Source organism: Agrobacterium sp. DSM 25558 (assembly GCF_900100825.1).
Classification (GTDB): Bacteria; Pseudomonadota; Alphaproteobacteria; order Rhizobiales; family Rhizobiaceae; genus Agrobacterium.
Window position 1 is genome coordinate 18,165 of sequence record NZ_FMUD01000042.1, and the last position, 21,492, is coordinate 39,656.

Below are 21,492 nucleotides of genomic sequence, written 5' to 3' on the forward strand. Positions count from 1 at the left end.
AATTCAGGGACAAGTCATAACCCTGTTATTTTGATGATGGACTCCTCGATAATTCGCTTTAGGCTGCGGTCTTTTCGTACAGCCTGAATTCATTCGAGGTGTTTCCATGTCTTCGCTTATCGGCCTTCATCCCATCACGCGCCGCTCCTTGCTGGGCGGCATCGCGGCCTCCTCCGCGCTCGTCATGCTACACCCGTTTGCAGCCCGTGCGCAGGGCAACCAGGCGCATCTGCGCATCATGGAAACGACGGATATTCACGTCCACGTTTTCCCGTATGATTATTACGCCGACAAGCCGAACGACACGCTGGGCCTGGCGCGCACCGCCTCCATCATCGACAGCATCCGCGCTGAGGCCGGAAATTCGATGCTGGTCGACAATGGCGATTTCCTTCAGGGCAACCCGCTGGGCGATTACATCGCTTACGAGCGCGGCATGAAAGCCGGTGACAAACACCCTGTTATCAACGCCATGAACGTGCTGGGTTACGATTGCGGCACGCTTGGAAACCACGAGTTCAATTACGGGCTCGATTTCATGTTCAACACGCTGGGCGGTGCCAGCTTCCCTTATGTCTGCGCTAACCTGACAAATGGCCAGCTCGCTTCCGACCCCAAACAAGACGACCTCTTCTTCAAGCCCTATGTCATCCTCGAAAAACAGATCAAGGACGGCTCCGGTGCGACCAGCCCGGTCAAGGTCGGCATCATCGGCTTCGTGCCGCCGCAGATCATGATGTGGGACGCCAAGAACCTCGAAGGCAAGGCACAGACGCGCGATATCGTCGATGCCGCCAAAGCCTGGGTCCCGGTCATGAAGGAACAGGGTGCCGATATCATCATCGCTTTGTCCCACTCCGGTATCGAAGGCAAAGGCCAGAGCGACCGCATGGAAAATGCCTCGCTCTATCTCGCTGGCGTCAAAGACATCGATGCCGTCTTTACCGGTCACCAGCATCTCGTCTTCCCCGGCCCCAAGACCTGGGATGGCATCGAAGGTGCCGATCCAGTCAAAGGCACGTTGATGGGCAAGCCTGCCGTCATGGCCGGCTTCTGGGGCTCGCATATGGGCCTTATCGATCTGCTGCTGGAAAAAGACGGCAAAAACTGGAAGATCGTGGACTTCACCACCGAAGCGCGCCCGATCTACCATCGCGATGATAACCGCAAGATCGTTGCCGACGTGAAGGACAAGCCGGAGATCATCGCAGCCGTCAAGACGGATCACGAAGCAACGCTGGCCTATGTCCGCCGCCCCGTGGGCAAGACGTCCGCGCCGCTCTATTCCTATTTCGCACTGGTCGCGGATGATCCATCCGTTCAGATCGTGTCCAACGCCCAGACCTGGTACATCAAGGACATGCTGAAGGAGGGCCAATACAAGGACCTGCCGGTGCTCTCAGCGGCGGCTCCCTTTAAGTCCGGTGGACGCGGCGGTGCGGATTATTACACCGATGTCCCTGCCGGTGACATCGCCATCAAGAACGTTGCCGACCTCTACCTCTACCCCAACACCGTTCAGGCCGTGCTGATCACTGGTGCGCAGGTCAAAGACTGGCTGGAAATGTCGGCGGGCATGTTCAAGACGGTGGAAGCAGGTGCCAAGGACGCACCGCTCCTGAACAACGACTTCCCGTCCTACAACTACGATGTCATTGACGGCGTGACCTATCAGATCGATGTGTCGAAGCCGCCGAAGTTCGACAAGGATGGCAAGTCGATCAACCCTGGCAGTAACCGCATCGTCGGCCTGCAATTCGAAGGCAAGCCGATCGACCGCGAACAGAAATTCGTCGTGGCGACGAACAATTACCGCGCCAGCGGCGGTGGCAAGTTCCCCGGTATCGCCTCGGACAAGATCATCTTCGTTGCACCTGACACCAACCGCGATGTCATCGTGCGCTACATCATCAGCCAGGGCACCATCAATCCAGCCGCAGACGACAACTGGTCCTTTGCACCCGTTGCCAACACGACCGCAATTTTCGAAACCGGTCCAAAGGCCCGTCAATACGCCAAGGACGTCAAGGGCGCGAAGATCGAGGAAGCCGGGGATGGCGCTGAGGGATTTGCAAAGTTCCGCCTGATTCTTTGATGGCTGGATAATTTGGAGGCGCGCTTTACCAGGCGCGCCTTACGCTCTCGCAGATTTTACCGTGTCCATACTATTATTTTAGACGTTGCCGATCTTTGTCGTAAATCCGCCGCGGGACGAGCGTGACATGCTCTCAATATTTTTTCTCGTTACGGAAAAACTTTTCTGCCACTCGTTACGTAATGAGTATTGAATAGCTGTTCATCCGTTCCGGCTTCGCAGGAGGTTTTCATGCCCGCCTATCATCCGCCACACATCCCGTCGTCCGAAATCACCCCACGCAGCATCTATCTGTCCAGACGAAATTTTCTCGGCACTGCCGCAGGTCTGGCGGCTCTGGGCCTGACCGGGCAAGACGCGATGGCGGCACCGCTTACCGCAAAGCCCGGTGCCTATAAACTTGATGAAAAGCTGACGCCGCTCGACGCCGTAACCAGCTACAATAATTTCTACGAGTTCGGCACGGGCAAGTCCGACCCCAAGGAAAATGCCGGAAACTTCAAGCCCACGCCATGGACTGTGAAGGTGGATGGTCTGGTCGGCAAGCCGCAGGAAATCAATATTGAAGACCTGCTGAAATATCCACTGGAAGAGCGCACCTACCGCATGCGCTGCGTGGAGGGCTGGTCCATGGCTATTCCTTGGATCGGATTCCCGCTCTCTGCGTTGTTGGATAAAGTCGAGCCTCTGGGCAGCGCGAAATTCGTCTCATTCGAGACTGTCGTTCGCCCCGAAGAAATGCCCGGCCAAAGCGGACTGTTTCAGCCGCTGGACTGGCCCTATGTCGAGGGACTGCGGCTGGATGAAGCCAGACATCCGCTGACCATACTCGCCGTCGGCCTTTACGGTGAAACGCTACCGAACCAGAACGGTGCCCCCATCCGTCTCGTCGTGCCGTGGAAATATGGCTTCAAGGGCATCAAATCCATCGTGCGCATTTCGCTGGTGGAGAAACAGCCAGAAACGACGTGGAAGAACTCCAATGCCCGCGAATACGGTTTTTACTCCAACGTCAATCCGAAGGTCGATCATCCGCGCTGGAGCCAGGCCACGGAACAGCGCATCGGCGAAGGCGGTTTCTTCAGCACGCAGAGACGGCCGACGCTGATGTATAATGGTTATGATGAAGTCGCGAGCCTCTATACAGGCATGGATTTGAAGGCAAATTACTGATCATGGCGTTTGCGCTTTCGCTTCCCTCCCTGCCAAAGAAATATCAACCAGCGGCCATCTGGGCGCTGTACATCATCGGCCTGTCTCCCGGCGTCTGGTACTTTTATCTCGCAGCGACAGGAGGACTTGGCTTCAATCCGGTCAAGGAGTTCGAACATCTCCTCGGCACTTGGGCGCTCCGCTTTCTCTGTCTTGGCCTCGTCGTGACGCCGCTACGCGATCTCTTCAACGTCAATCTCATCGCCTACCGGCGCGCCCTGGGATTGATCGCCTTTTATTATGTGCTGGCGCATCTGGCAGTCTATCTGGTGCTCGATCGCGGTATGGTGCTGAGCTCCATTCTCGGCGACATCTTGAAACGACCCTACATCATGTTCGGCATGGCGGGCTTCGTCATGCTCATTCCGCTGGCAGTCACCTCGAACCGCTGGTCGATCCGCAAGCTTGGAAGCCGCTGGAACACGTTGCACAAGCTTGCCTACCCTATTCTCATCGTCGCCGTTCTGCACTTCTTTCTGGCCCGCAAATCGCTGACGCTGGAACCGGCCTTCTATATTTCGGTCACGGTCATTCTGCTCGGTTATAGATTGATCCGGCCCGCGATCATGGCGCGAAAACGCACCAACCGGGCTACGAAGACCGCTCGCGCCGTCTCGCGACAATCGCCACAATAAGAGCAGCCAGCGCGATCCCCGCTAGATAACAGAGCATATTCCATGGCGAAAAGACGCGCCCGAGCAGCAATGCTCCGGCTGTCGTCGCTCTGAACTCATCCAGCACCGGAAAATGTAGAAGCCTGATAAGCTCGACAATGATTGCAATGGCGCAGGCCAAACCAATCGAAAGACGCATATTTCGAAACGGTGCAACACTGGCGACCAGCAGATAGACCATCGATCCCCAGAGAACCGATCCACCATATTTCACGACCAGAAACGGCAGGCCGACTGCATAGCCATATCGGCGCAACGCCAACCCGGCCACAATCACCGCCAAGGCACTCGCAACAAGACCAAGACGACGAAAATAATCCGAGTGTAATTGGTCGATCATGATGTTGCTTTATTTCCAGTTGCTATAAGGATGCAATCTTCACGCGCAAAGAGGATGCCGGATTTGAGCACTGAGGCCGCCTACCCCGCCAGCCGCCTGTCCTCCTTGGACGCGCTTTTATGCGATACCCAGCCTTGGGGCGAGTTGAAAGGCGCAAAGCGCTTCATCGTCGAATTTCTCTATTTCGGGATCAAGGAAGCACGGGCATGCCTGTTTGCCGGCCTATTTTTCATATCCATCTTTCTGGTGCCCCGCGATGGCCTGTTCGGCTTGCCGCGATACGACGTTCTGCTGGTCATCGCTCTCGCCATTCAGTTCTTCATGATCTGGAGCAAACTGGAAACGCTGGATGAAGCGAAGGCCATCCTTCTGTTTCACATCGTCGGCTTTGCGCTTGAAGTCTTCAAGACATCCGGCAGCATCCAGTCATGGTCCTATCCAGACTTTGCCTACACCAAGGTTTTCGGCGTGCCGCTGTTTTCGGGATTCATGTACGCAGCTGTCGGCAGTTATATCATCCAGGCCTGGCGTCTGCTGGATGTGCGTATCAAACACCACCCAAGCTACTGGATGGCCACGCTGATCGGTCTTGCGATCTATCTCAACTTCTTCACCCATCACTATATCGGGGATTACCGCTGGTACATCGCTGCCTGCGCCGTCGGTCTCTATGCCCGCGCGACCGTCATCTACCGCCCTTATGATCGCGACCGAAAAATGCCGCTGCTGCTCTCCTTCATCCTGATCGGATTTTTCGTCTGGCTAGCGGAAAACATCTCCACCTTTTTCGGCATTTGGAAATACCCGAACCAGTTGGGCGCTTGGTCCGTCGTCCACATCGGCAAATGGAGCTCGTGGTCTCTCCTCGTCATCATGACCTTCACCATCGTCTCACACCTGAAGCACATTAAAAGCCGGATTTCCGTGCCGGAGTGAAGAAGTTCAGTGGGTCGGAACGGGTTTTCCCATCGCGCAGACACGCGATGACTGGATTCCTGTGACAAGCACAGGAATGAGGGAGGTTGGAGGAGCGGAGAAATATCCTGCCAATCAGGATTACTAGACACGATAAGATTGAGCTTTCATTGTCTCGGCATACAAGTGTCTCAACCCCATAGCGCGATGTAAAACCCGGTATGAGCTCATTCTGATGCTCGTACAACCAACTTGGCAAATCGCGTGTGTCACCCCAGTGTAGAGTGTCCCGTTACGTTGTGACGCAAGAATGTAGGACATAACCCTTCATACACAAATGATGACGCAACAATAAAAATATTGCAATCAAAGCGTATCAGACCAGCTCCCCCACTCTCCCTCATTCCTGTGCTTGTCACAGGAATCCAGTCACCGCGCGTCTGCGCGGTGAGAGAACTCTTCCACACCTAACACCAACCCCGCCACCCAAAACAAAAAAAGCCGGACGATTGCTCGTCCGGCTTTTTGCTTCATCCCCGAGGGGACGAATATTATGCAGCTTCAGCAGCAGCGTTTTCAGCAGCAACGCGAGCCTTGTCGGCTGCGCCCTTGGCGTCTACGTCGCGCTCTACGAACTCGACAACAGCCATTGCAGCGTTGTCGCCCTGACGGTAGCCAGCTTTCATGATGCGCAGGTAGCCGCCGTTACGGGTTGCGTAACGTTCAGCGATGGCATCGAACAGCTTGCGAACTGCGTCCTGATCCTTGATCTGGGACACGGCCTGACGACGAGCATGCAGGTCGCCGCGCTTGCCGAGAGTGACCAGCTTTTCTACGATCGGGCGAATTTCCTTCGCCTTTGGCAGAGTTGTTACGATCTGCTCATGCGTAATGAGCGAAGCAGCCATGTTGGCAAACATTGCCTTGCGGTGGCTGGCGGTTCTATTGAGCTTGCGGCCTGAATTTCCGTGGCGCATTGCTATTCTCCTTTAATGCAGGTTCCCTATCCGGGCCTGCCGTTTCCTGGCACATGCAGGCGACCCAATCTCTGTCACGGGGCCTGCTGTTTGACGGGGAAAGGCAGTCTGTAACGGGTCTGCCTTCTTATCTGGGTTCTTGTTGATGCAGCCTGTCGGAGGAAAACCGCTGATGCGATTTTCCTCGACGCGGCTTAGTACTGGTCTTCGTAACGCTTTGCGAGATCTTCGATGTTCTCTGGCGGCCATGCGGGCACTTCCATGCCGAGGTGCAGACCCATGGAAGCGAGAACTTCCTTGATTTCGTTCAGCGACTTGCGGCCAAAGTTCGGAGTACGAAGCATTTCGGCTTCTGTCTTCTGAATGAGGTCGCCGATGTAAACGATGTTGTCGTTCTTCAGGCAGTTTGCCGAACGAACAGACAGTTCCAACTCGTCGACCTTCTTGAGAAGCGCCGGGTTGAATGCCAGTTCGGTCACAGATTCTTCTTCTGCTTCCTTCTGCGGCTCGTCGAAGTTGACGAACACGCCAAGCTGGTCCTGAAGAATACGAGCGGCAAAGGCAACGGCGTCTTCGCCGGAAACCGAACCATTCGTATCGATCGTCATGATCAACTTGTCGTAGTCAAGAACCTGGCCTTCACGGGTGTTTTCCACCTTGTAGGACACTTTCTTGACCGGAGAGTATAGGCTGTCCACCGGAATAAGACCGATTGGTGCATCTTCTGCGCGGTTACGCTCTGCAGGCACATAGCCCTTGCCGTTGTTGACGGTGAATTCCATGCGGATTTCAGCGCCTTCGTCCAGCGTGCAGATAACGTGGTCGGGATTGAGGATCTCGATGTCGCCAACCGTCTGGATATCGCCAGCGGTAACGGAACCTGGACCCTGCTTGCGCACGACCATGCGCTTGGAATCGTCACCATCCATCTTGATGGCGATTTCCTTGATGTTCAGCACGATATCAGTCACGTCTTCCCGAACGCCGGGAATGGACGAGAACTCGTGCAGAACGCCATCGATTTGCACTGCTGTTACAGCAGCGCCACGCAGAGAAGACATCAGAACGCGACGAAGGGCGTTGCCGAGCGTCAGACCGAAGCCGCGCTCCAGCGGTTCAGCAACCAGCGTCACCTTGGTGCGGCTGGAAGACGTGAACTCGACCTTGTTTGGCTTGATCAGTTCCTGCCAATTCTTTTGAATCATCTTTAAACCTTCCGTTCGCCGCCACCATCCAATCGTGGCGGACCGAGCATCATCACCGAGAGGAACCAATGGTTCATCGGAGGGTTCCTAAGCGTAGGAAAACCGGTTACACCGGCAGGCCAACGCCACATACGCGAAAATTCCGCCAGACCGAAGGAAAGGCGGAATTCTCAAGATACGGTCGCGTCAGACGCGGCGCTTCTTGCGCGGACGGCAACCGTTGTGCGGGATCGGCGTAACGTCACGGATCGAGGTGATCATGAAACCGGCAGCCTGCAGAGCGCGAAGTGCAGATTCGCGACCGGAGCCCGGACCGCAAACTTCAACTTCCAGCGTCTTCATGCCGTGTTCCTGCGCCTTCTTGGCAGCATCTTCAGCAGCGATCTGAGCAGCAAACGGTGTCGACTTACGCGAACCCTTGAAGCCCTTGGCACCAGCAGACGACCAGGCAATAGCATTGCCCTGTGCGTCGGTGATGGTGATCATCGTGTTGTTGAATGTCGAGTTAACGTGCGCAACGCCCGTCGTGATGTTCTTACGTTCGCGACGTTTAACGCGAGTGGCTTCCTTGGCCATGGTCTACCTTTCGTTGATCTCTGCACCGCCGTAACACCAGCGGCTACACCGGCGATAAGCTTCCAAGAAGCCTCTCGCCAAACTCAGAAAGGCTGGTGCGGCTTGCACCAGCCTCCCCTCTCCGGAGAACCGGAAAATTACTTCTTCTTACCTGCAATCGCCTTCGCTGGACCCTTGCGAGTACGAGCGTTGGTGTGCGTGCGCTGACCGCGCACGGGCAAGCCGCGACGGTGACGCAGACCACGGTAGCAACCGAGATCCATAAGACGCTTGATGTTCATCGAAGTTTCACGACGAAGATCACCCTCGACGCGATAATCGCGGTCGATTGCTTCGCGGATCTGAAGGACTTCTGCGTCCGTCAGCTGATGAACGCGCTTTTCAGCCGGAATACCGACCTTTGCTACGATTTCTTGCGCGAATTTCGTGCCAATCCCGTGAATATAGGTCAAGGCGATAACAACGCGCTTAGCCGTCGGGATGTTGACGCCAGCGATACGTGCCACGTCTATTCTCCTTGCGTTCCAGTTGCCATCCGGCAAGTGGTGCTTTCATTTGAGCAGCTCTTTTGCCGCCAGTTCAAAATTCGTGTTCGTCACAAGTCAAAACGACCGAACTCGGACTTTCCTTCCCTTGAGGAAAATCCGCGCCAGTCGCTTGGGATGTCGCGAGTTGGCGCGGTGTAACGGAATCGGTTCAAAAAAGCAACCTGCCCCGCCAAGATTCTTTATCAGCGTGCGACAGAGGCCTCGGCACTGGGTGCTTTTTCCAACACAGCTTCGATTGCCTGGGTCACTTGATCGACATGGGCCATGCCATCCAGCACCACCAACTCGCCCTGCTCTTCATAGTATTTCGACAGAGGAGCCGTCTTTTCGCGATATTCGGAAAGGCGCTTACGGAACGATTCGGGATTGTCATCCGAGCGAACAGCTCCACCAGCGGCAACCGTTTCGGCCACGCGGTTTTCGATTCGGCGCACGAGCGCTTCTTCATCCACCTTCAGCTCGATGACGGCATCCAGCACGAGATTCTTCTCACGTAGATTTTCGCCAAGCACCTTAGCCTGCGGAACCGTGCGAGGGTATCCATCGAGAATGAACCCCTTCTCACAGTCTGGCTGCTCGATACGTTCGGATACGATCTGATTGACGATATCATCCGATACGAGACCACCAGCGTCCATCACCTCCTTGGCGCGCTTGCCGATCTCTGAGCCGTCATTGACAGCCGCACGAAGCATATCGCCGGTGGAGAGCTGGGGAATCCCATACTTGTCCGTCAAGCGCTTGGCCTGTGTCCCCTTGCCTGCTCCTGGCGGTCCCAAAAATATCAGTCTCATCGTCCCCTCTTTCCTCCACGCAGTTTCGATTTCTTGATCAAACCCTCATACTGCTGGGCGATCAGGTGACCCTGAATCTGTGCCACTGTGTCAAGAGTTACACTGACTACGATCAAAAGCGAAGTACCACCAAGGGCTAATGGGATACCCGTCCGTGCGATAAGCGTTTCGGGAAGAATACAGACGAAGACGAGATAAACCGCACCGATGAGCGTGATTCTGGTCAAGACGTAGTCAATATATTCCGCCGTGCGCTCGCCTGGACGAATGCCTGGAATAAAGCCGCCATGCTTCTTCAGATTGTCGGCAGTGTCTTTCGGATTGAACACGATTGCCGTGTAGAAGAATGCAAAGAACGCAATCAGAAGACCATAGAACAACATGAACAGCGGTTGGCCGTGCTGAAGGGACGAAATAATGGTCGTCACCCATGGCGGCAGATTTGTGCTGTTGGTGAAGCCGGCTGCCGTCGCGGGCAGAAGCAACAACGACGATGCGAAGATGGCAGGAATAACACCGGCTGTATTCAGTTTCAGAGGCAGATGCGACGTATCGCCCTGGAACATTCTATTGCCGACCTGGCGCTTCGGATACTGGATCAGAAGCCTCCGCTGCGCACGTTCGACAAACACGATCAGCGCAATCACGCCGATGCACACGACGAGAACAGTCAGCATCAAAGGCGTGGAAAGCGAGCCGCTTTTACCCAAGTCGAGCGTCCGGGCAAGAGCCGTCGGCAGTCCAGCGGCGATGCCAGCGAAAATGATCAGCGAAATACCGTTGCCGATACCGCGCGACGTGATCTGTTCACCCAGCCACATCAGGAACATCGTGCCGCCGAGCAGCGTCAGCACTGTGGAGATACGGAAGAACAAGCCAGGATCTACGACCAGCCCTGCCCCGCTTTCGAGACCAACGGCAATGCCATAGGCCTGAAGCGTGCCGAGCAGTACAGTGCCGTAACGCGTATACTGATTGATGATCTTGCGGCCCGCTTCACCTTCCTTTTTCAAGGCTTCGAGCGAAGGCACGACCGAGGTCATCAGCTGCACGATAATCGATGCGGAAATGTAAGGCATGATGCCGAGCGCGAAAATCGCCATGCGCTCTACAGCGCCGCCCGCAAACATGTTGAAGAGACCGAGAATACCGTTGGCCTGGCCTTTGAAGGCCTGGGCATAGGCTTCCGGATTCAGACCAGGAAGCGGAATATGTGTGCCAAGACGGTAGACGAGAAGTGCGGCAAGGGTAAACCAGAGGCGCTTTTTCAGATCTTCAGCTTTCGCGAAGGTCGAAAAATTCAGGTTTGAGGCCAGTTGTTCCGCTGCTGAAGCCATAAATTTCTCCGCATGACCCTTGTCCAGCGGCACGGAAACCGGCAATTCCGGAAAAGGTCTAAAAGATACTGGTTTAAAAACCGGGCTTCGGACGGATGACGGCTATCATGCCGCAATCATGCCTCACCCTGTTTTCGTTAGTCCGGTCAGCGCTCATTTGAGTGCTTAGGAACTGTGAGGCTCTCCCCGCTTCGCTTGCGCGCCGCTTGAGAGTTTCCGCATAATCCATTTAATCGATTAGGATTCAAAGGCTTACGCAACTATGAGTGCGAACGCCCGGAATGAACCACCCCGGGCGTTCGAAGTCTTATATTACTCTGCGGCTTCCGCTGCAACAACCAGAAGCTTGATAGAGCTACCAGCCTTCTCGATCTTTTCAACAGCAGACTTAGAAGCGCCGGCAACTTCGAAGGAAACCTTCGTTGTCAGCTCGCCGTCAGCAAGAATGCGAACGCCGTCCTTGAGGCGACGAATGACGCCAGCTGCCTTGAGAGCAGCAGCATCGATCGTTGCGTTGGCGTCGAGCTTGCCTGCATCGATCGCAGTCTGAACGCGACCAACAGACACTTCAGCATACTCGGAAGCGAAGATGTTGGTGAAGCCACGCTTAGGAAGGCGACGGTAGATTGGCATCTGACCGCCTTCAAAGCCGTTGACTGCAACGCCCGAACGAGCCTTCTGACCCTTGACGCCGCGACCACCGGTCTTGCCCTTGCCAGAACCGATACCGCGACCTACGCGGATACGATCCTTGGTGGAACCTTCGTTGTCTTTAATTTCATTGAGTTTCATGATGACTTCCTCCGTCTCACTTCTCGTCTACGACGCGAACGAGATGCTGGACAGCACGGATCATGCCACGAACTGCTGGAGTATCTTCCAGAGTGCGCTGACGGTGCATCTTGTTGAGACCCAGGCCGATCAGCGTCTGGCGCTGAACTGCAGGGCGGCGAATTGGGCTGCCGATCTGTTCGACCGTAACAGTCGTCTTGGCTTCAGTAGTTTTCTTGGCCATGATACTGCTCCTTATTCTTCAGCAGCGTTGCCGGAAGCGGCGCGGCGGGACTGAAGGGTCGCATACTTAAGACCGCGCTGTGCAGCAACGTCCTTAGGATGAACCTGGTGCTTCAAAGCGTCGAACGTTGCACGAACCATGTTGTATGGGTTCGAGGAACCGGTCGACTTGGCTACAACGTCATGAACGCCGAGCGTTTCGAAAACAGCGCGCATTGGACCACCGGCGATGATACCGGTACCAGCCTTTGCAGAGCGCAGCAGAACCTTGCCAGCGCCGTGACGACCGTTAACATCGTGATGCAGCGTACGACCATCGCGCAGTGGTACGAAGATCAGATCGCGCTTTGCGCTTTCGGTAGCCTTGCGGATAGCTTCTGGAACTTCGCGAGCCTTACCGTGACCGAAGCCAACGCGGCCCTTCTGGTCACCAACGACGACGAGAGCAGCAAAACCGAAACGACGGCCGCCCTTAACAACTTTGGCGACGCGGTTGATAGCAACCAGCTTGTCGACGAATTCGCTATCGCGCTCTTCGCGGTTCTGGCGGTCGTCGCGAGAACCTCTTTTTTCCTGTGCCATTGTCCTTTTCCTTTTTCTTTTGCGGGTGGAACGGCAAACAATAATGGACCACCGGCTTCATTGCTGAAGTCCTGATGATCCGGTGAAATCCGCCCGGAACGTTGCCCGGGCGGAAAAGTCTTAGAAGTTCAGACCGCCTTCGCGGGCAGCTTCAGCCACAGCCTTGATACGGCCGTGATAAATGAAGGCGCCGCGGTCGAATACGACATCCTTGATACCAGCCTTGCTGGCACGTTCGGCAACGAGCTTGCCGATAGCGGCAGCTGCTGCAACGTCCGCGCCTGTCTTCAAAGACGAGCGCAGATCTGCCTCGAGTGTGGAGGCAGACGCAAGCGTCTTGCCGGCCACATCATCGATGACCTGAACGTAGATGTTCTTCGACGAGCGATGAACCGACAGGCGCGGGCGACCGTTAGCAACCGCCTTGATCTGGCGGCGCACGCGGTTGGCGCGACGTGCAAGTGCTTCTTTCCTGCTAGCCATTTCGCTTGATCCTTACTTCTTCTTGCCTTCTTTGCGGATGATCCGTTCTTCAGCGTACTTGACGCCTTTGCCCTTGTAGGGCTCGGGACCACGGTATTCGCGGATTTCCGCGGCAACCTGACCGACCTGCTGCTTATTAATGCCGGAAACGATGATTTCAGTCGGCTTCGGAACAGCAATGGTGATGCCGACCGGAGGCTCGTAAACTACATCGTGAGAGAAACCGAGAGCCAATTGCAGGTTCTTGCCCTGCAAAGACGCACGATAACCGACGCCGTTGATTTCGAGCTTGCGCTCGTAGCCGTCCTTGACACCCTTGAAGATGTTCTCGACCATCGTGCGGGACATGCCCCACTTGGAACGAGCTTCCTTGGTGTTGTTGGCTGGCTGTACCGAAACAGCGTTATCTTCCAGCTTGACCTGAATTTCGTCGTTTGCAACGAAGAACAGTTCGCCCTTAGGACCCTTGGCAGTAATCTTCTGGCCGTCGACATTGGCCGTCACACCTGCAGGAACCTGAACGGGCTTTTTACCGATACGAGACATATTTCTATCCTGTCTGTCCGTTAAGGAGATCCCTGCTCAGTCTTAGAAGACCGAGCAAAGAACCTCGCCACCAACGTTCTGTTCACGAGCCTGGTGATCAGCCATCACACCCTTCGGAGTCGAAAGGATTGTGATACCAAGACCATTCGCTACCTGTGGGATGGACTTCACCGAGACATAAACCCGGCGGCCCGGCTTGGAAACGCGACCGATTTCACGGATCACGGACGCGCCTTCGTAGTACTTCAGTTCGATCGTGAGTTCGGACTTGCCGTTCTCGAAATCAACCTTGGAATAACCGCGAATGTAGCCTTCAGCCTGAAGCACGTCGAGAACGCGTGCACGAAGGCTGGAAGCAGGTGTGTTTACCGAAGACTTGCGACGGGCTGCACCATTGCGGATGCGGGTGAGCATATCACCCAAAGGATCAGTCATTGTCATGTGCCCGTCTCCTTACCAGCTCGACTTGACAATACCCGGCACCTTGCCGGAATTGCCCAACTCACGAAGCGCAATACGCGACATTCCGAGTTTGCGGTAGAACGCGCGCGGACGGCCCGTTACTTCGCAGCGGTTGCGGACACGCGTCTTCGAGCCATCACGCGGCAGCGAAGCGAGCTTCAGAGTTGCCTGGAACCGCTCTTCGATCGGAAGGGACTGGTTCATAACGATTGCCTTAAGGGCGGCACGCTTGCCGGCCTGCGAGGCAACCGTCTTGCGGCGGCGCTTGTTCTTTTCAACTGCGCTTGTTTTCGCCATATCGTAGTTCCTTTTCTACGCTCGTCGTTACGGTTATTGACGGAACGGGAAGTTGAACTCTGTCAAAAGAGCCCGTGCTTCGTCGTCCGACGTCGCCGTCGTGCAAACGATGATGTCCATGCCCCACATCTGATCAACCTTATCGTAGTTGATTTCTGGGAACACAATGTGTTCCTTGATGCCCATGGCGAAGTTGCCACGGCCGTCAAAGCTCTTCGGGTTCAACCCGCGAAAGTCGCGAACGCGCGGAAGCGCGATGTTGATCAGACGGTCAAGGAATTCGTACATGCGCGCGCCACGAAGGGTAACCTTCGCACCGATTGGCATGTGTTCGCGAACCTTGAAGCCCGCGATGGAATTGCGAGCCTTGGTGATGACTGGCTTCTGACCGGCGATAGCAGCCAGATCGCCAGCGGCGACTGTCGGCTTCTTCGAATCGGCAGTGGCTTCGCCAACACCCATGTTGATGACGATCTTATCCAGCTTGGGGATCATCATTACGTTTGAATAGGAGAACTTCTCCTGCATTGCGCCGCGAATACGGGAAACGTATTCAGCCTTGAGACGCGGCTCGTACTTGGACTCAGCCATCGATCACTTCTCCCGAACGCTTGGCAACGCGGACTTTCTTGCCATCAACAACCTGGAAACCAACGCGAGTTGGCTTGCCATCTTTATCAGCGATGGCGAGATTGGAGATGTGCAAGGAAGCTTCCTTGTTGATGATGCCGGCTTCCTGGCCCTGGGTCTGGCGCTGGTGACGTTTCACCATGTTTACGCCACTCACAAAAGCCCGGTCTTCTTTCGGCAAGACCTGTGTTACTTCGCCGGTACGGCCCTTGTCCTTACCGGTCAATACGACAACTTTGTCGCCTTTACGAATTTTCTGCATCGCTATCGCTCCTTACAGTACTTCTGGAGCCAGCGAGATGATCTTCATGTGGTTCTTAGCGCGAAGTTCGCGTGGAACCGGTCCGAAGATACGGGTGCCGATCGGCTCTTTCTTGTTGTCGATAAGAACAGCTGCGTTGTTATCGAAACGGATGACGCTGCCATCAGCGCGGCGGATGTCTTTAGCGGTACGCACAACAACCGCCTTCATCACGTCGCCCTTTTTAACGCGGCCGCGCGGAATTGCTTCCTTGATCGAAACGACAATAATGTCGCCAACGGAAGCATACTTACGCTTCGAGCCGCCCAGCACCTTGATGCACATGACACGACGTGCGCCGGAATTATCCGCCACGTCGAGGTTTGTTTGCATCTGAATCATGTCAGGTCGCCTTCTTGTTGTTACCGGACCGGTTGGGCAAAACGGCCCCCTGTTCCAGCTTATGAAATGTCTCTGTTTTCGCGCGGAATAAACGTGACAGGGTGGTTTCCTAACGGACCTTCCGTGCGCATCAAAGCAAAAGAACGCCCGTGAACGAGCGTCCTTGCGCTGCTTCATACAGACTTTCGCGCATATAGCAAGGTGCTGCGCGAATTTCTGTCGAAATTAAGCCTGGGCGGCGATAACCGTCCAGCGCTTGTCCTTGGAGATAGGCGCGCATTCCTCGATGGAAACGGTATCGCCGACCTTGTATTGATTGTTTTCGTCGTGCGCCTTGTATTTTTTCGAGCGACGAACGGTCTTCTGAAGAAGCGGGTGAGCGAATCGACGCTCAACACGAACTACGACAGTCTTCTCGTTCTTGTCGGACACAACGACGCCCTGCAGAATGCGTTTAGGCATATTATTCTTCCTTTAGGCCTTGGCTTCTGCCGCCTTCTGGCGGGCAATGGTTTTCACGCGGGCGATGTCCTTGCGGACTTCGTCGATGCGCGAGGACTTTTCCAGCTGGCCGGTTGCCTTCTGAAAGCGCAGGTTGAACTGCTCTTTCTTCAGGTCGGCAAGCTTGTCCTTGAGCTGATCGGCGCTGAGGCCGCGAACGTCTTCGGCTTTCATGGTGCCTGCTCCTTACTCTGCGATGCGCTGAACGAAGCGCGTCTTAACCGAGAGCTTGGCAGCGCCGAGACGAAGCGCCTCGCGGGCGATCTCCTCGGAAACACCGTCGATCTCGAACATCATACGACCGGGCTTGACCTTGCATGCCCAGTATTCAACAGAACCCTTGCCCTTACCCATACGGACTTCGGTCGGCTTCGCCGTAACCGGAGTGTCTGGGAATACGCGGATCCACACACGACCAGCGCGCTTCATGTAACGCGTGATCGCGCGGCGGGCCGCCTCGATCTCGCGCGCGTTAACGCGGTTCGGTTCCTGCGACTTCAAGCCGAATTCACCGAATGCCAGGTCAAAGCCGCCCTTGGCCACACCTTTAATGCGACCCTTAAACTGCTTACGGTACTTAGTACGCTTTGGCTGCAACATTTTCTAACTTCTCCGAGCTTATCTTTCGCCAGCGTCAATCAAGCGTTTTCGCGGCGACGGTCGCCACGATCACCGCGCTGCTCACGGCTTGCAGGGCCCTGTGCATCGCCTTCTAGACCACGACGTTCAGAAGCCATCGGATCGTGCTCAAGGATTTCGCCCTTGAAGATCCAGACCTTGATGCCGCAAATACCGAACGCCGTTGTAGCTTCTGCTACACCGTAATCGATATCTGCACGCAGCGTGTGCAAAGGAACGCGACCTTCGCGGTACCATTCGGTACGAGCGATTTCAGCGCCGCCGAGACGACCACCGCAAGTGATCTTGATGCCTTCGGCACCCAGACGCAGTGCGGACTGAACAGCACGCTTCATGGCGCGGCGGAAAGCCACACGACGTTCGAGTTGCTGAGCAATCGACTGTGCAACGAGCGTTGCGTCGATTTCCGGCTTGCGCACTTCAACGATGTTGAGGTGCGTTTCAGAAGCAGTCATCTCGGAAATCTTCTTGCGAAGCTTTTCGATGTCTGCACCCTTCTTGCCGATGATCAGACCCGGACGAGCCGAGTGGATGGTCACGCGGCACTTCTTGTGCGGACGTTCGATTACAACCTTGGCGATGCCGGCCTGCTTCAATTCCTTGATCAGGTAAGCACGGATTTTCAGGTCTTCGTGCAGAAGCTTGCCGTATTCGGCAGTGTCTGCATACCAGCGGCTATCCCAAGTGCGGTTGATACCGAGGCGGAAGCCGATTGGATTGATTTTCTGACCCATTATGCGGCCTCCCCTTTTTCTTCCACTTCGCGAACGACGATCGTGAGGTGTGCGAAAGGCTTTTCGATGCGCGATGCACGACCACGGCCACGAGCGTGGAAACGCTTCATGGTGATGGACTTGCCAACATAGGCCTCGGCGACGACGAGAGCGTCGACGTCGAGGTCATGGTTGTTTTCTGCATTCGCGATTGCCGATTCCAACGTCTTCTTGACGGTGGCAGCAATACGCTTGCGAGAAAATTCGAGCTCGGCGAGAGCGCGATCGACCTTTTTACCACGGATAAGAGCGGCAACTAGGTTAAGTTTCTGGGGGCTGACGCGAAGCGTACGGGCAATGGCCTGAGCCTCATTGTCCTTCAGCCGGCGTTCGGTCTTAGCCTTCGCCATGATTACTTCCTCTTTGCCTTCTTGTCCGCACCATGACCGTAATAGGTCCGGGTCGGAGAGAATTCACCGAACTTGTGACCGACCATGTCTTCGTTGACAGAGACGGGTACATGCTTGCTGCCGTTGTAGACGCCGAATGTCAGACCAACGAACTGAGGCAGGATCGTGGAGCGACGGCTCCAGATCTTGATCACTTCACTGCGTCCGCCTTCGCGTACCTTCTCAGCCTTAGTGAGAAGATAACCGTCAACAAACGGACCTTTCCATACTGAACGAGCCATTTGAGAGTTCCTCTCTTACTTCTTGCGCTGATGGCGCGAACGCATGATGAACTTGTCGGTCGACTTGTTGGAGCGAGTCCGCTTGCCCTTTGTGGGTTTACCCCACGGAGTCACCGGATGGCGACCACCAGACGTACGACCTTCACCACCACCATGAGGGTGATCGACAGGGTTCATCACGACACCGCGAACGTGAGGCTTCTTGCCGCGCCAGCGTGAACGACCGGCTTTGCCGTCGTTGATGTTGCCATGATCGGCATTCGAGACAGCGCCGATCGATGCGAGGCAAGAGCCATGCACCAAACGCTGCTCACCGGAGTTCAAGCGAAGGATCGCCATCCCTGCATCGCGACCAACGAGCTGAACATACGTACCGGCGGAGCGAGCGATTTGACCGCCCTTGCCTGGCTTCATCTCGACGTTGTGGATGATCGATCCGACTGGGATGTACTGAAGAGGCATTGTATTGCCTGGCTTCACGTCCACCTGCTTTTCGGAGGCGATCACCTTGTCACCGGCAGCGAGACGCTGTGGCGCGAGAATGTAAGCCTGTTGGCCGTCCGTGTATGTCACGAGCGCGATGAATGCGGTGCGGTTAGGGTCATATTCCAGACGCTCGACCGTACCTTCAACGTCGAACTTACGACGCTTGAAGTCTACCAGACGGTAGGTCCGCTTGTGACCGCCGCCCTGAAAACGAACGGTGATCCGGCCCTGATTGTTACGGCCACCCTTCGAGCTGAGGCCCTCTGTAAGAGCCTTTACCGGCTTGCCCTTGTAGAGCGAAGACCGGTCCACGATAACCAGCTGACGCTGGCTTGGCGTGGTCGGATTGAAACTTTTCAATGCCATTTTATTTGTTCCCTTTTGGGTCTTTGCCCGCTTGGGCCTAACCTTTTAGAGTCCGGTGGACACGTCTATGGATTGACCTTCGGCCAGCGTGATGATGGCTTTTTTGACATCCTTACGCTTACCAGCGAATCCACGGAAACGACGAGTCTTACCCTTTCGGATAAGCGTGTTCACTGCCGTGACCTTTACGCCGAAGAGTGCTTCGACTGCAGCCTTGATTTCAGGCTTCGAAGCGTCTTTGGCGACGTTGAATACGACCTGGTTCTGTTCAGAGACCAGCGTCGACTTTTCCGTGATCGAAGGAGATACGATCACATCGTAGTGGCGAAGATCCGTCATTTGAACCGCTCCTCGAGGGCTTCAACCGCAGCCTTGGACAGCACGAGCTTGCCGCGGCGCAGGATGTCGTAAACATTGATGCCCTGGATCGGCAGAACGTCCACATTCGGGATGTTCTGAGCTGCGAGCTTGAAGTTGCCATCAAGTTCTGCGCCACCGATTACGAGAGCGTTGGTCAGGCCAAGCGTTGCGAAGTGGCCAAGCAAGCCCTTTGTCTTTGCATCGGTCGCAACGAGCTGATCGACGATGATCAGTTCTTCGGACTTCAGCTTGGCAGACAAAGCGTGACGCAGAGCGAGCGCACGAACCTTCTTAGGAAGATCGTGAGCGTGGCTGCGAACGACTGGGCCGTGGGCCTTGCCGCCGCCGCGGAACTGCGGTGCGCGAGCCGAGTGGTGACGAGCGCGGCCCGTACCCTTCTGCTTGTACATCTTTGCACCCGTGCGGGAAACTTCCGAACGGTTCTTGGTTTTGTGCGTTCCCTGCTGCTTCTTGGCGAGCTGGTAACGAACCATGCGGGCCAGGATATCCTGGCGTGGGTCGAGGCCGAAAATTTCGTCCGACAGGGATACCGTGCCGGCGTCTTTTCCCTCGAGGGTTTTGACGTTCAATTCCATGATGAGGCTCCCTTACTTCGCTGCCGACTTAACGGCGTCGCGGACGATGATCCAGGAACCCTTGGAACCGGGAACGGCGCCCTTCACGAGGATCAAACCGCGACCCTCATCGGTCAGAACCACTTCCAGATTCTGGGTGGTAACGCGTGTGTGGCCCATGTGACCAGCCATGCGCTTGCCCTTCCAGACCTTGCCCGGATCCTGGTTCGAACCAGTCGAACCATGGGCACGGTGCGAGACGGAGTTACCGTGCGATGCGCGACCACCACCGAAGTTGTGACGCTTCATCGAACCAGCAAAACCTTTACCGATCGTGGTGCCGGTAACGTCTACGAGCTGGCCTGTCTGAAAATGATCTGCGGTCAGTGTTGCACCGACGTCGATGAGATTTTCGGGGGAAACCCGGAACTCAACGAGCTTTGCTTTCGGCTCGACGCTGGCAGCGGCAAAGTGACCGCGGAGTGCCTTTGTCGTATTCTTGACCTTGGACTGGCCGGCACCGAGCTGAACTGCGGTGTAGCCATTCTTGTCTTCTGTGCGCTGGGAAACAACTTGCACGTTGTCCAAACGCAGTACCGTTACTGGGATATGCTCACCGGCGTCGTTATAGACCCGGGTCATACCCACTTTCTGTGCAATCACACCTGAACGCATTGGTTCAATCCTCTTGCGAGCCTTGAAGGGAAAACCCTCTGTGGCCTTTGTTAAGGAGTTCCCTTCGACATCTCACGACGTTTCCGGTCTCCGGATTGGAAGACGTTGGATTGCTCCACGTACCTTCCTTGTTATATCGGCCCTTACTTTCGCAAGGTCAGGCCGAGGTCTTAGAGCTTGATTTCCACGTCAACGCCTGCAGCCAGATCGAGCTTCATCAAAGCATCGACTGTCTGTGGAGTGGGGTTAACGATATCGAGAAGACGCTTGTGCGTCCGCATTTCGAACTGCTCACGGCTCTTCTTGTCAACGTGAGGAGAGCGGTTAACGGTAAACTTTTCGATGCGGGTAGGCAATGGAACCGGGCCGCGAACGCTGGCGCCGGTGCGCTTGGCGGTCGACACGATTTCACGGGTAGAGGCATCGAGGATCCGGTGATCAAACGCCTTGAGGCGGATACGGATATTCTGGCCGTTCATTCGTCTTGTCCTTGTTCTTTGTCTTTGGATTTCCGCACGCGGAAATACATGAACCTGTTGATCGTGGCGCCGCAGATTTTCAAAAATCAAGAGGAGCGCGAAGGGCACTCCAATCATTTCGTTAGTCTGTAAAGTTGAATCACCAGGCTCCGCTAAGTCTTGCGAATCCAACTGGTGAGTGTGAGTGCGCGTTTACGCGCTTTCACAGAATTTTTCAAGCCTTAAAAATGCAACGTCACAACGCTTTTTATAAAACGTTCGATGGCGGTGCTTTTCACACCGCCATCGTCCACTATTCAACCGCCGGACCGAAGCCCGGCGCTATAGCCGCGATGCCAAAGGCACCGCCTGCCCTATTACTCGACGATCGAAGCCACAATGCCAGCGCCGACGGTACGGCCGCCTTCGCGGATCGCGAAGCGCAGCTTTTCTTCCATCGCGATTGGAACGATCAGTTCGACTTCAACGGTAACGTTGTCGCCTGGCATAACCATTTCCGTGCCTTCTGGAAGCGAAACGATACCGGTCACGTCAGTCGTACGGAAGTAGAACTGTGGACGGTAGTTCGTGAAGAACGGTGTATGACGACCGCCTTCTTCCTTCGTCAGGATGTAGGCTTCAGCCATGAACTTCTTGTGCGGCTTGACAGAGCCGGGCTTGCAAAGAATCTGACCACG

Annotated in this window: 32 protein-coding genes and 2 pseudogenes; 4 read left to right on the forward strand and 30 right to left on the reverse strand. The window is 55.4% G+C overall.

Annotated elements, in window-relative coordinates:
- The first annotated feature begins 106 nt into the window (after positions 1–106).
- The 3 genes from DSM25558_RS24295 (at position 107) to msrQ (ending at position 3,942) form a co-directional block, all read left to right on the forward strand.
- Positions 107–2,095: a bifunctional 2',3'-cyclic-nucleotide 2'-phosphodiesterase/3'-nucleotidase gene (locus DSM25558_RS24295; protein ID WP_077107231.1), complete on the forward strand. Its 1,989-nt coding sequence runs from the start codon at positions 107–109 to the stop codon at positions 2,093–2,095.
- Between the two features lie 231 nt (positions 2,096–2,326).
- Positions 2,327–3,268: a protein-methionine-sulfoxide reductase catalytic subunit MsrP gene (gene msrP, locus DSM25558_RS24300; protein ID WP_077107232.1), complete on the forward strand. Its 942-nt coding sequence runs from the start codon at positions 2,327–2,329 to the stop codon at positions 3,266–3,268.
- 2 nt (positions 3,269–3,270) lie between these two features.
- The gene (gene msrQ / locus DSM25558_RS24305; protein ID WP_077107233.1) at positions 3,271–3,942 is read left to right on the forward strand and encodes a protein-methionine-sulfoxide reductase heme-binding subunit MsrQ; all 672 of its coding nucleotides are present in this window, start codon (positions 3,271–3,273) and stop codon (positions 3,940–3,942) included.
- On the opposite strand, the gene DSM25558_RS24310 is transcribed toward msrQ, so the two are convergent.
- Positions 3,899–4,321 (reverse strand): ribosomal maturation YjgA family protein, encoded by a 423-nt coding sequence (locus tag DSM25558_RS24310; RefSeq protein ID WP_077107234.1) that lies wholly within the window; start codon positions 4,319–4,321, stop codon positions 3,899–3,901. The genes msrQ and DSM25558_RS24310 overlap by 44 nt on opposite strands.
- A gap of 63 nt (positions 4,322–4,384) precedes the next feature.
- On the opposite strand from DSM25558_RS24310, the gene DSM25558_RS24315 reads away from it, so the two are divergent.
- On the forward strand, positions 4,385–5,257 hold the full coding sequence (locus DSM25558_RS24315; RefSeq protein WP_371480513.1) for a DUF817 domain-containing protein: 873 nt from the start codon (positions 4,385–4,387) through the stop codon (positions 5,255–5,257).
- A 98-nt stretch (positions 5,258–5,355) separates the two neighbouring features.
- On the opposite strand, the pseudogene DSM25558_RS29515 reads toward DSM25558_RS24315, so the two are convergent.
- The 29 genes and pseudogenes from DSM25558_RS29515 to tuf all read right to left on the reverse strand — a co-directional run.
- Positions 5,356–5,567: pseudogene (locus DSM25558_RS29515) on the reverse strand (GIY-YIG nuclease family protein); the annotation flags it as partial.
- A gap of 220 nt (positions 5,568–5,787) precedes the next feature.
- Positions 5,788–6,213 (reverse strand): 50S ribosomal protein L17, encoded by a 426-nt coding sequence (rplQ, locus tag DSM25558_RS24320; RefSeq protein WP_042618511.1) that lies wholly within the window; start codon positions 6,211–6,213, stop codon positions 5,788–5,790.
- A 194-nt stretch (positions 6,214–6,407) separates the two neighbouring features.
- Positions 6,408–7,418, reverse strand: a complete 1,011-nt coding sequence (locus DSM25558_RS24325; protein ID WP_067643671.1) for a DNA-directed RNA polymerase subunit alpha — start codon at positions 7,416–7,418, stop codon at positions 6,408–6,410.
- A 186-nt stretch (positions 7,419–7,604) separates the two neighbouring features.
- Positions 7,605–7,994 carry a 30S ribosomal protein S11 gene (rpsK, locus tag DSM25558_RS24330; protein WP_042618513.1) on the reverse strand — a complete coding sequence of 130 codons (390 nt, stop codon included), beginning with the start codon at positions 7,992–7,994 and terminating at the stop codon, positions 7,605–7,607.
- 137 nt (positions 7,995–8,131) lie between these two features.
- Complete coding sequence (gene rpsM / locus DSM25558_RS24335; protein ID WP_067643674.1) at positions 8,132–8,500, reverse strand: 30S ribosomal protein S13; 369 nt, start codon at positions 8,498–8,500, stop codon at positions 8,132–8,134.
- A 224-nt stretch (positions 8,501–8,724) separates the two neighbouring features.
- Positions 8,725–9,336 carry an adenylate kinase gene (locus DSM25558_RS24340; RefSeq protein WP_077107236.1) on the reverse strand — a complete coding sequence of 204 codons (612 nt, stop codon included), beginning with the start codon at positions 9,334–9,336 and terminating at the stop codon, positions 8,725–8,727.
- A complete protein-coding gene (secY, locus tag DSM25558_RS24345; protein ID WP_077107237.1) occupies positions 9,333–10,673 on the reverse strand; it encodes a preprotein translocase subunit SecY in 1,341 nt (446 codons plus the stop codon). The genes DSM25558_RS24340 and secY overlap by 4 nt, the downstream gene beginning before the upstream one ends.
- Positions 10,674–10,985: 312 nt before the next feature.
- The gene (rplO, locus tag DSM25558_RS24350) at positions 10,986–11,465 is read right to left on the reverse strand and encodes a 50S ribosomal protein L15 (RefSeq protein WP_067643681.1); all 480 of its coding nucleotides are present in this window, start codon (positions 11,463–11,465) and stop codon (positions 10,986–10,988) included.
- A 16-nt stretch (positions 11,466–11,481) separates the two neighbouring features.
- On the reverse strand, positions 11,482–11,688 hold the full coding sequence (rpmD, locus tag DSM25558_RS24355; RefSeq protein ID WP_045230765.1) for a 50S ribosomal protein L30: 207 nt from the start codon (positions 11,686–11,688) through the stop codon (positions 11,482–11,484).
- Positions 11,689–11,699: 11 nt separating this feature from the next.
- The gene (gene rpsE / locus DSM25558_RS24360; protein WP_045230766.1) at positions 11,700–12,269 is read right to left on the reverse strand and encodes a 30S ribosomal protein S5; all 570 of its coding nucleotides are present in this window, start codon (positions 12,267–12,269) and stop codon (positions 11,700–11,702) included.
- A 120-nt stretch (positions 12,270–12,389) separates the two neighbouring features.
- On the reverse strand, positions 12,390–12,752 hold the full coding sequence (gene rplR / locus DSM25558_RS24365; protein ID WP_077107238.1) for a 50S ribosomal protein L18: 363 nt from the start codon (positions 12,750–12,752) through the stop codon (positions 12,390–12,392).
- 12 nt (positions 12,753–12,764) lie between these two features.
- Complete coding sequence (rplF, locus tag DSM25558_RS24370) at positions 12,765–13,298, reverse strand: 50S ribosomal protein L6 (RefSeq protein WP_067643690.1); 534 nt, start codon at positions 13,296–13,298, stop codon at positions 12,765–12,767.
- Positions 13,299–13,340: 42 nt separating this feature from the next.
- Complete coding sequence (gene rpsH, locus DSM25558_RS24375) at positions 13,341–13,739, reverse strand: 30S ribosomal protein S8 (RefSeq protein WP_042618522.1); 399 nt, start codon at positions 13,737–13,739, stop codon at positions 13,341–13,343.
- Between the two features lie 12 nt (positions 13,740–13,751).
- The gene (gene rpsN / locus DSM25558_RS24380) at positions 13,752–14,057 is read right to left on the reverse strand and encodes a 30S ribosomal protein S14 (RefSeq protein ID WP_077107239.1); all 306 of its coding nucleotides are present in this window, start codon (positions 14,055–14,057) and stop codon (positions 13,752–13,754) included.
- 33 nt (positions 14,058–14,090) lie between these two features.
- Positions 14,091–14,648: a 50S ribosomal protein L5 gene (rplE, locus tag DSM25558_RS24385; RefSeq protein WP_077107240.1), complete on the reverse strand. Its 558-nt coding sequence runs from the start codon at positions 14,646–14,648 to the stop codon at positions 14,091–14,093.
- Positions 14,641–14,949: a 50S ribosomal protein L24 gene (gene rplX, locus DSM25558_RS24390; protein WP_045230770.1), complete on the reverse strand. Its 309-nt coding sequence runs from the start codon at positions 14,947–14,949 to the stop codon at positions 14,641–14,643. The genes rplE and rplX overlap by 8 nt, the downstream gene beginning before the upstream one ends.
- A gap of 12 nt (positions 14,950–14,961) precedes the next feature.
- Positions 14,962–15,330, reverse strand: a complete 369-nt coding sequence (gene rplN, locus DSM25558_RS24395) for a 50S ribosomal protein L14 (protein WP_003495199.1) — start codon at positions 15,328–15,330, stop codon at positions 14,962–14,964.
- A gap of 225 nt (positions 15,331–15,555) precedes the next feature.
- Positions 15,556–15,792 carry a 30S ribosomal protein S17 gene (gene rpsQ, locus DSM25558_RS24400; protein ID WP_077107241.1) on the reverse strand — a complete coding sequence of 79 codons (237 nt, stop codon included), beginning with the start codon at positions 15,790–15,792 and terminating at the stop codon, positions 15,556–15,558.
- A 12-nt stretch (positions 15,793–15,804) separates the two neighbouring features.
- A complete protein-coding gene (gene rpmC, locus DSM25558_RS24405; RefSeq protein ID WP_042618527.1) occupies positions 15,805–16,005 on the reverse strand; it encodes a 50S ribosomal protein L29 in 201 nt (66 codons plus the stop codon).
- Positions 16,006–16,017: 12 nt separating this feature from the next.
- Positions 16,018–16,431 carry a 50S ribosomal protein L16 gene (rplP, locus tag DSM25558_RS24410; protein WP_042618528.1) on the reverse strand — a complete coding sequence of 138 codons (414 nt, stop codon included), beginning with the start codon at positions 16,429–16,431 and terminating at the stop codon, positions 16,018–16,020.
- Between the two features lie 38 nt (positions 16,432–16,469).
- Positions 16,470–17,204 (reverse strand): 30S ribosomal protein S3, encoded by a 735-nt coding sequence (rpsC, locus tag DSM25558_RS24415; RefSeq protein WP_067643703.1) that lies wholly within the window; start codon positions 17,202–17,204, stop codon positions 16,470–16,472.
- Positions 17,204–17,593 (reverse strand): 50S ribosomal protein L22, encoded by a 390-nt coding sequence (gene rplV, locus DSM25558_RS24420; protein WP_077107242.1) that lies wholly within the window; start codon positions 17,591–17,593, stop codon positions 17,204–17,206. Before rplV ends, rpsC begins: the two co-directional genes overlap by 1 nt.
- 2 nt (positions 17,594–17,595) lie before the next feature.
- Positions 17,596–17,874: a 30S ribosomal protein S19 gene (rpsS, locus tag DSM25558_RS24425; RefSeq protein WP_067643709.1), complete on the reverse strand. Its 279-nt coding sequence runs from the start codon at positions 17,872–17,874 to the stop codon at positions 17,596–17,598.
- Positions 17,875–17,889: 15 nt separating this feature from the next.
- Entirely contained in the window at positions 17,890–18,726 is an 837-nt protein-coding gene (rplB, locus tag DSM25558_RS24430; protein WP_067643712.1) for a 50S ribosomal protein L2, read from the reverse strand.
- Positions 18,727–18,771: 45 nt separating this feature from the next.
- Positions 18,772–19,065, reverse strand: a complete 294-nt coding sequence (locus DSM25558_RS24435; RefSeq protein ID WP_042618531.1) for a 50S ribosomal protein L23 — start codon at positions 19,063–19,065, stop codon at positions 18,772–18,774.
- Positions 19,062–19,682, reverse strand: a complete 621-nt coding sequence (gene rplD / locus DSM25558_RS24440; RefSeq protein ID WP_045230776.1) for a 50S ribosomal protein L4 — start codon at positions 19,680–19,682, stop codon at positions 19,062–19,064. The genes DSM25558_RS24435 and rplD overlap by 4 nt, the downstream gene beginning before the upstream one ends.
- Positions 19,683–19,694: 12 nt before the next feature.
- The gene (rplC, locus tag DSM25558_RS24445) at positions 19,695–20,336 is read right to left on the reverse strand and encodes a 50S ribosomal protein L3 (protein ID WP_077107243.1); all 642 of its coding nucleotides are present in this window, start codon (positions 20,334–20,336) and stop codon (positions 19,695–19,697) included.
- A gap of 170 nt (positions 20,337–20,506) precedes the next feature.
- Positions 20,507–20,815, reverse strand: a complete 309-nt coding sequence (gene rpsJ, locus DSM25558_RS24450; RefSeq protein WP_045024701.1) for a 30S ribosomal protein S10 — start codon at positions 20,813–20,815, stop codon at positions 20,507–20,509.
- Between the two features lie 356 nt (positions 20,816–21,171).
- Positions 21,172–21,492: pseudogene (gene tuf, locus DSM25558_RS24455) on the reverse strand (elongation factor Tu); the annotation flags it as partial.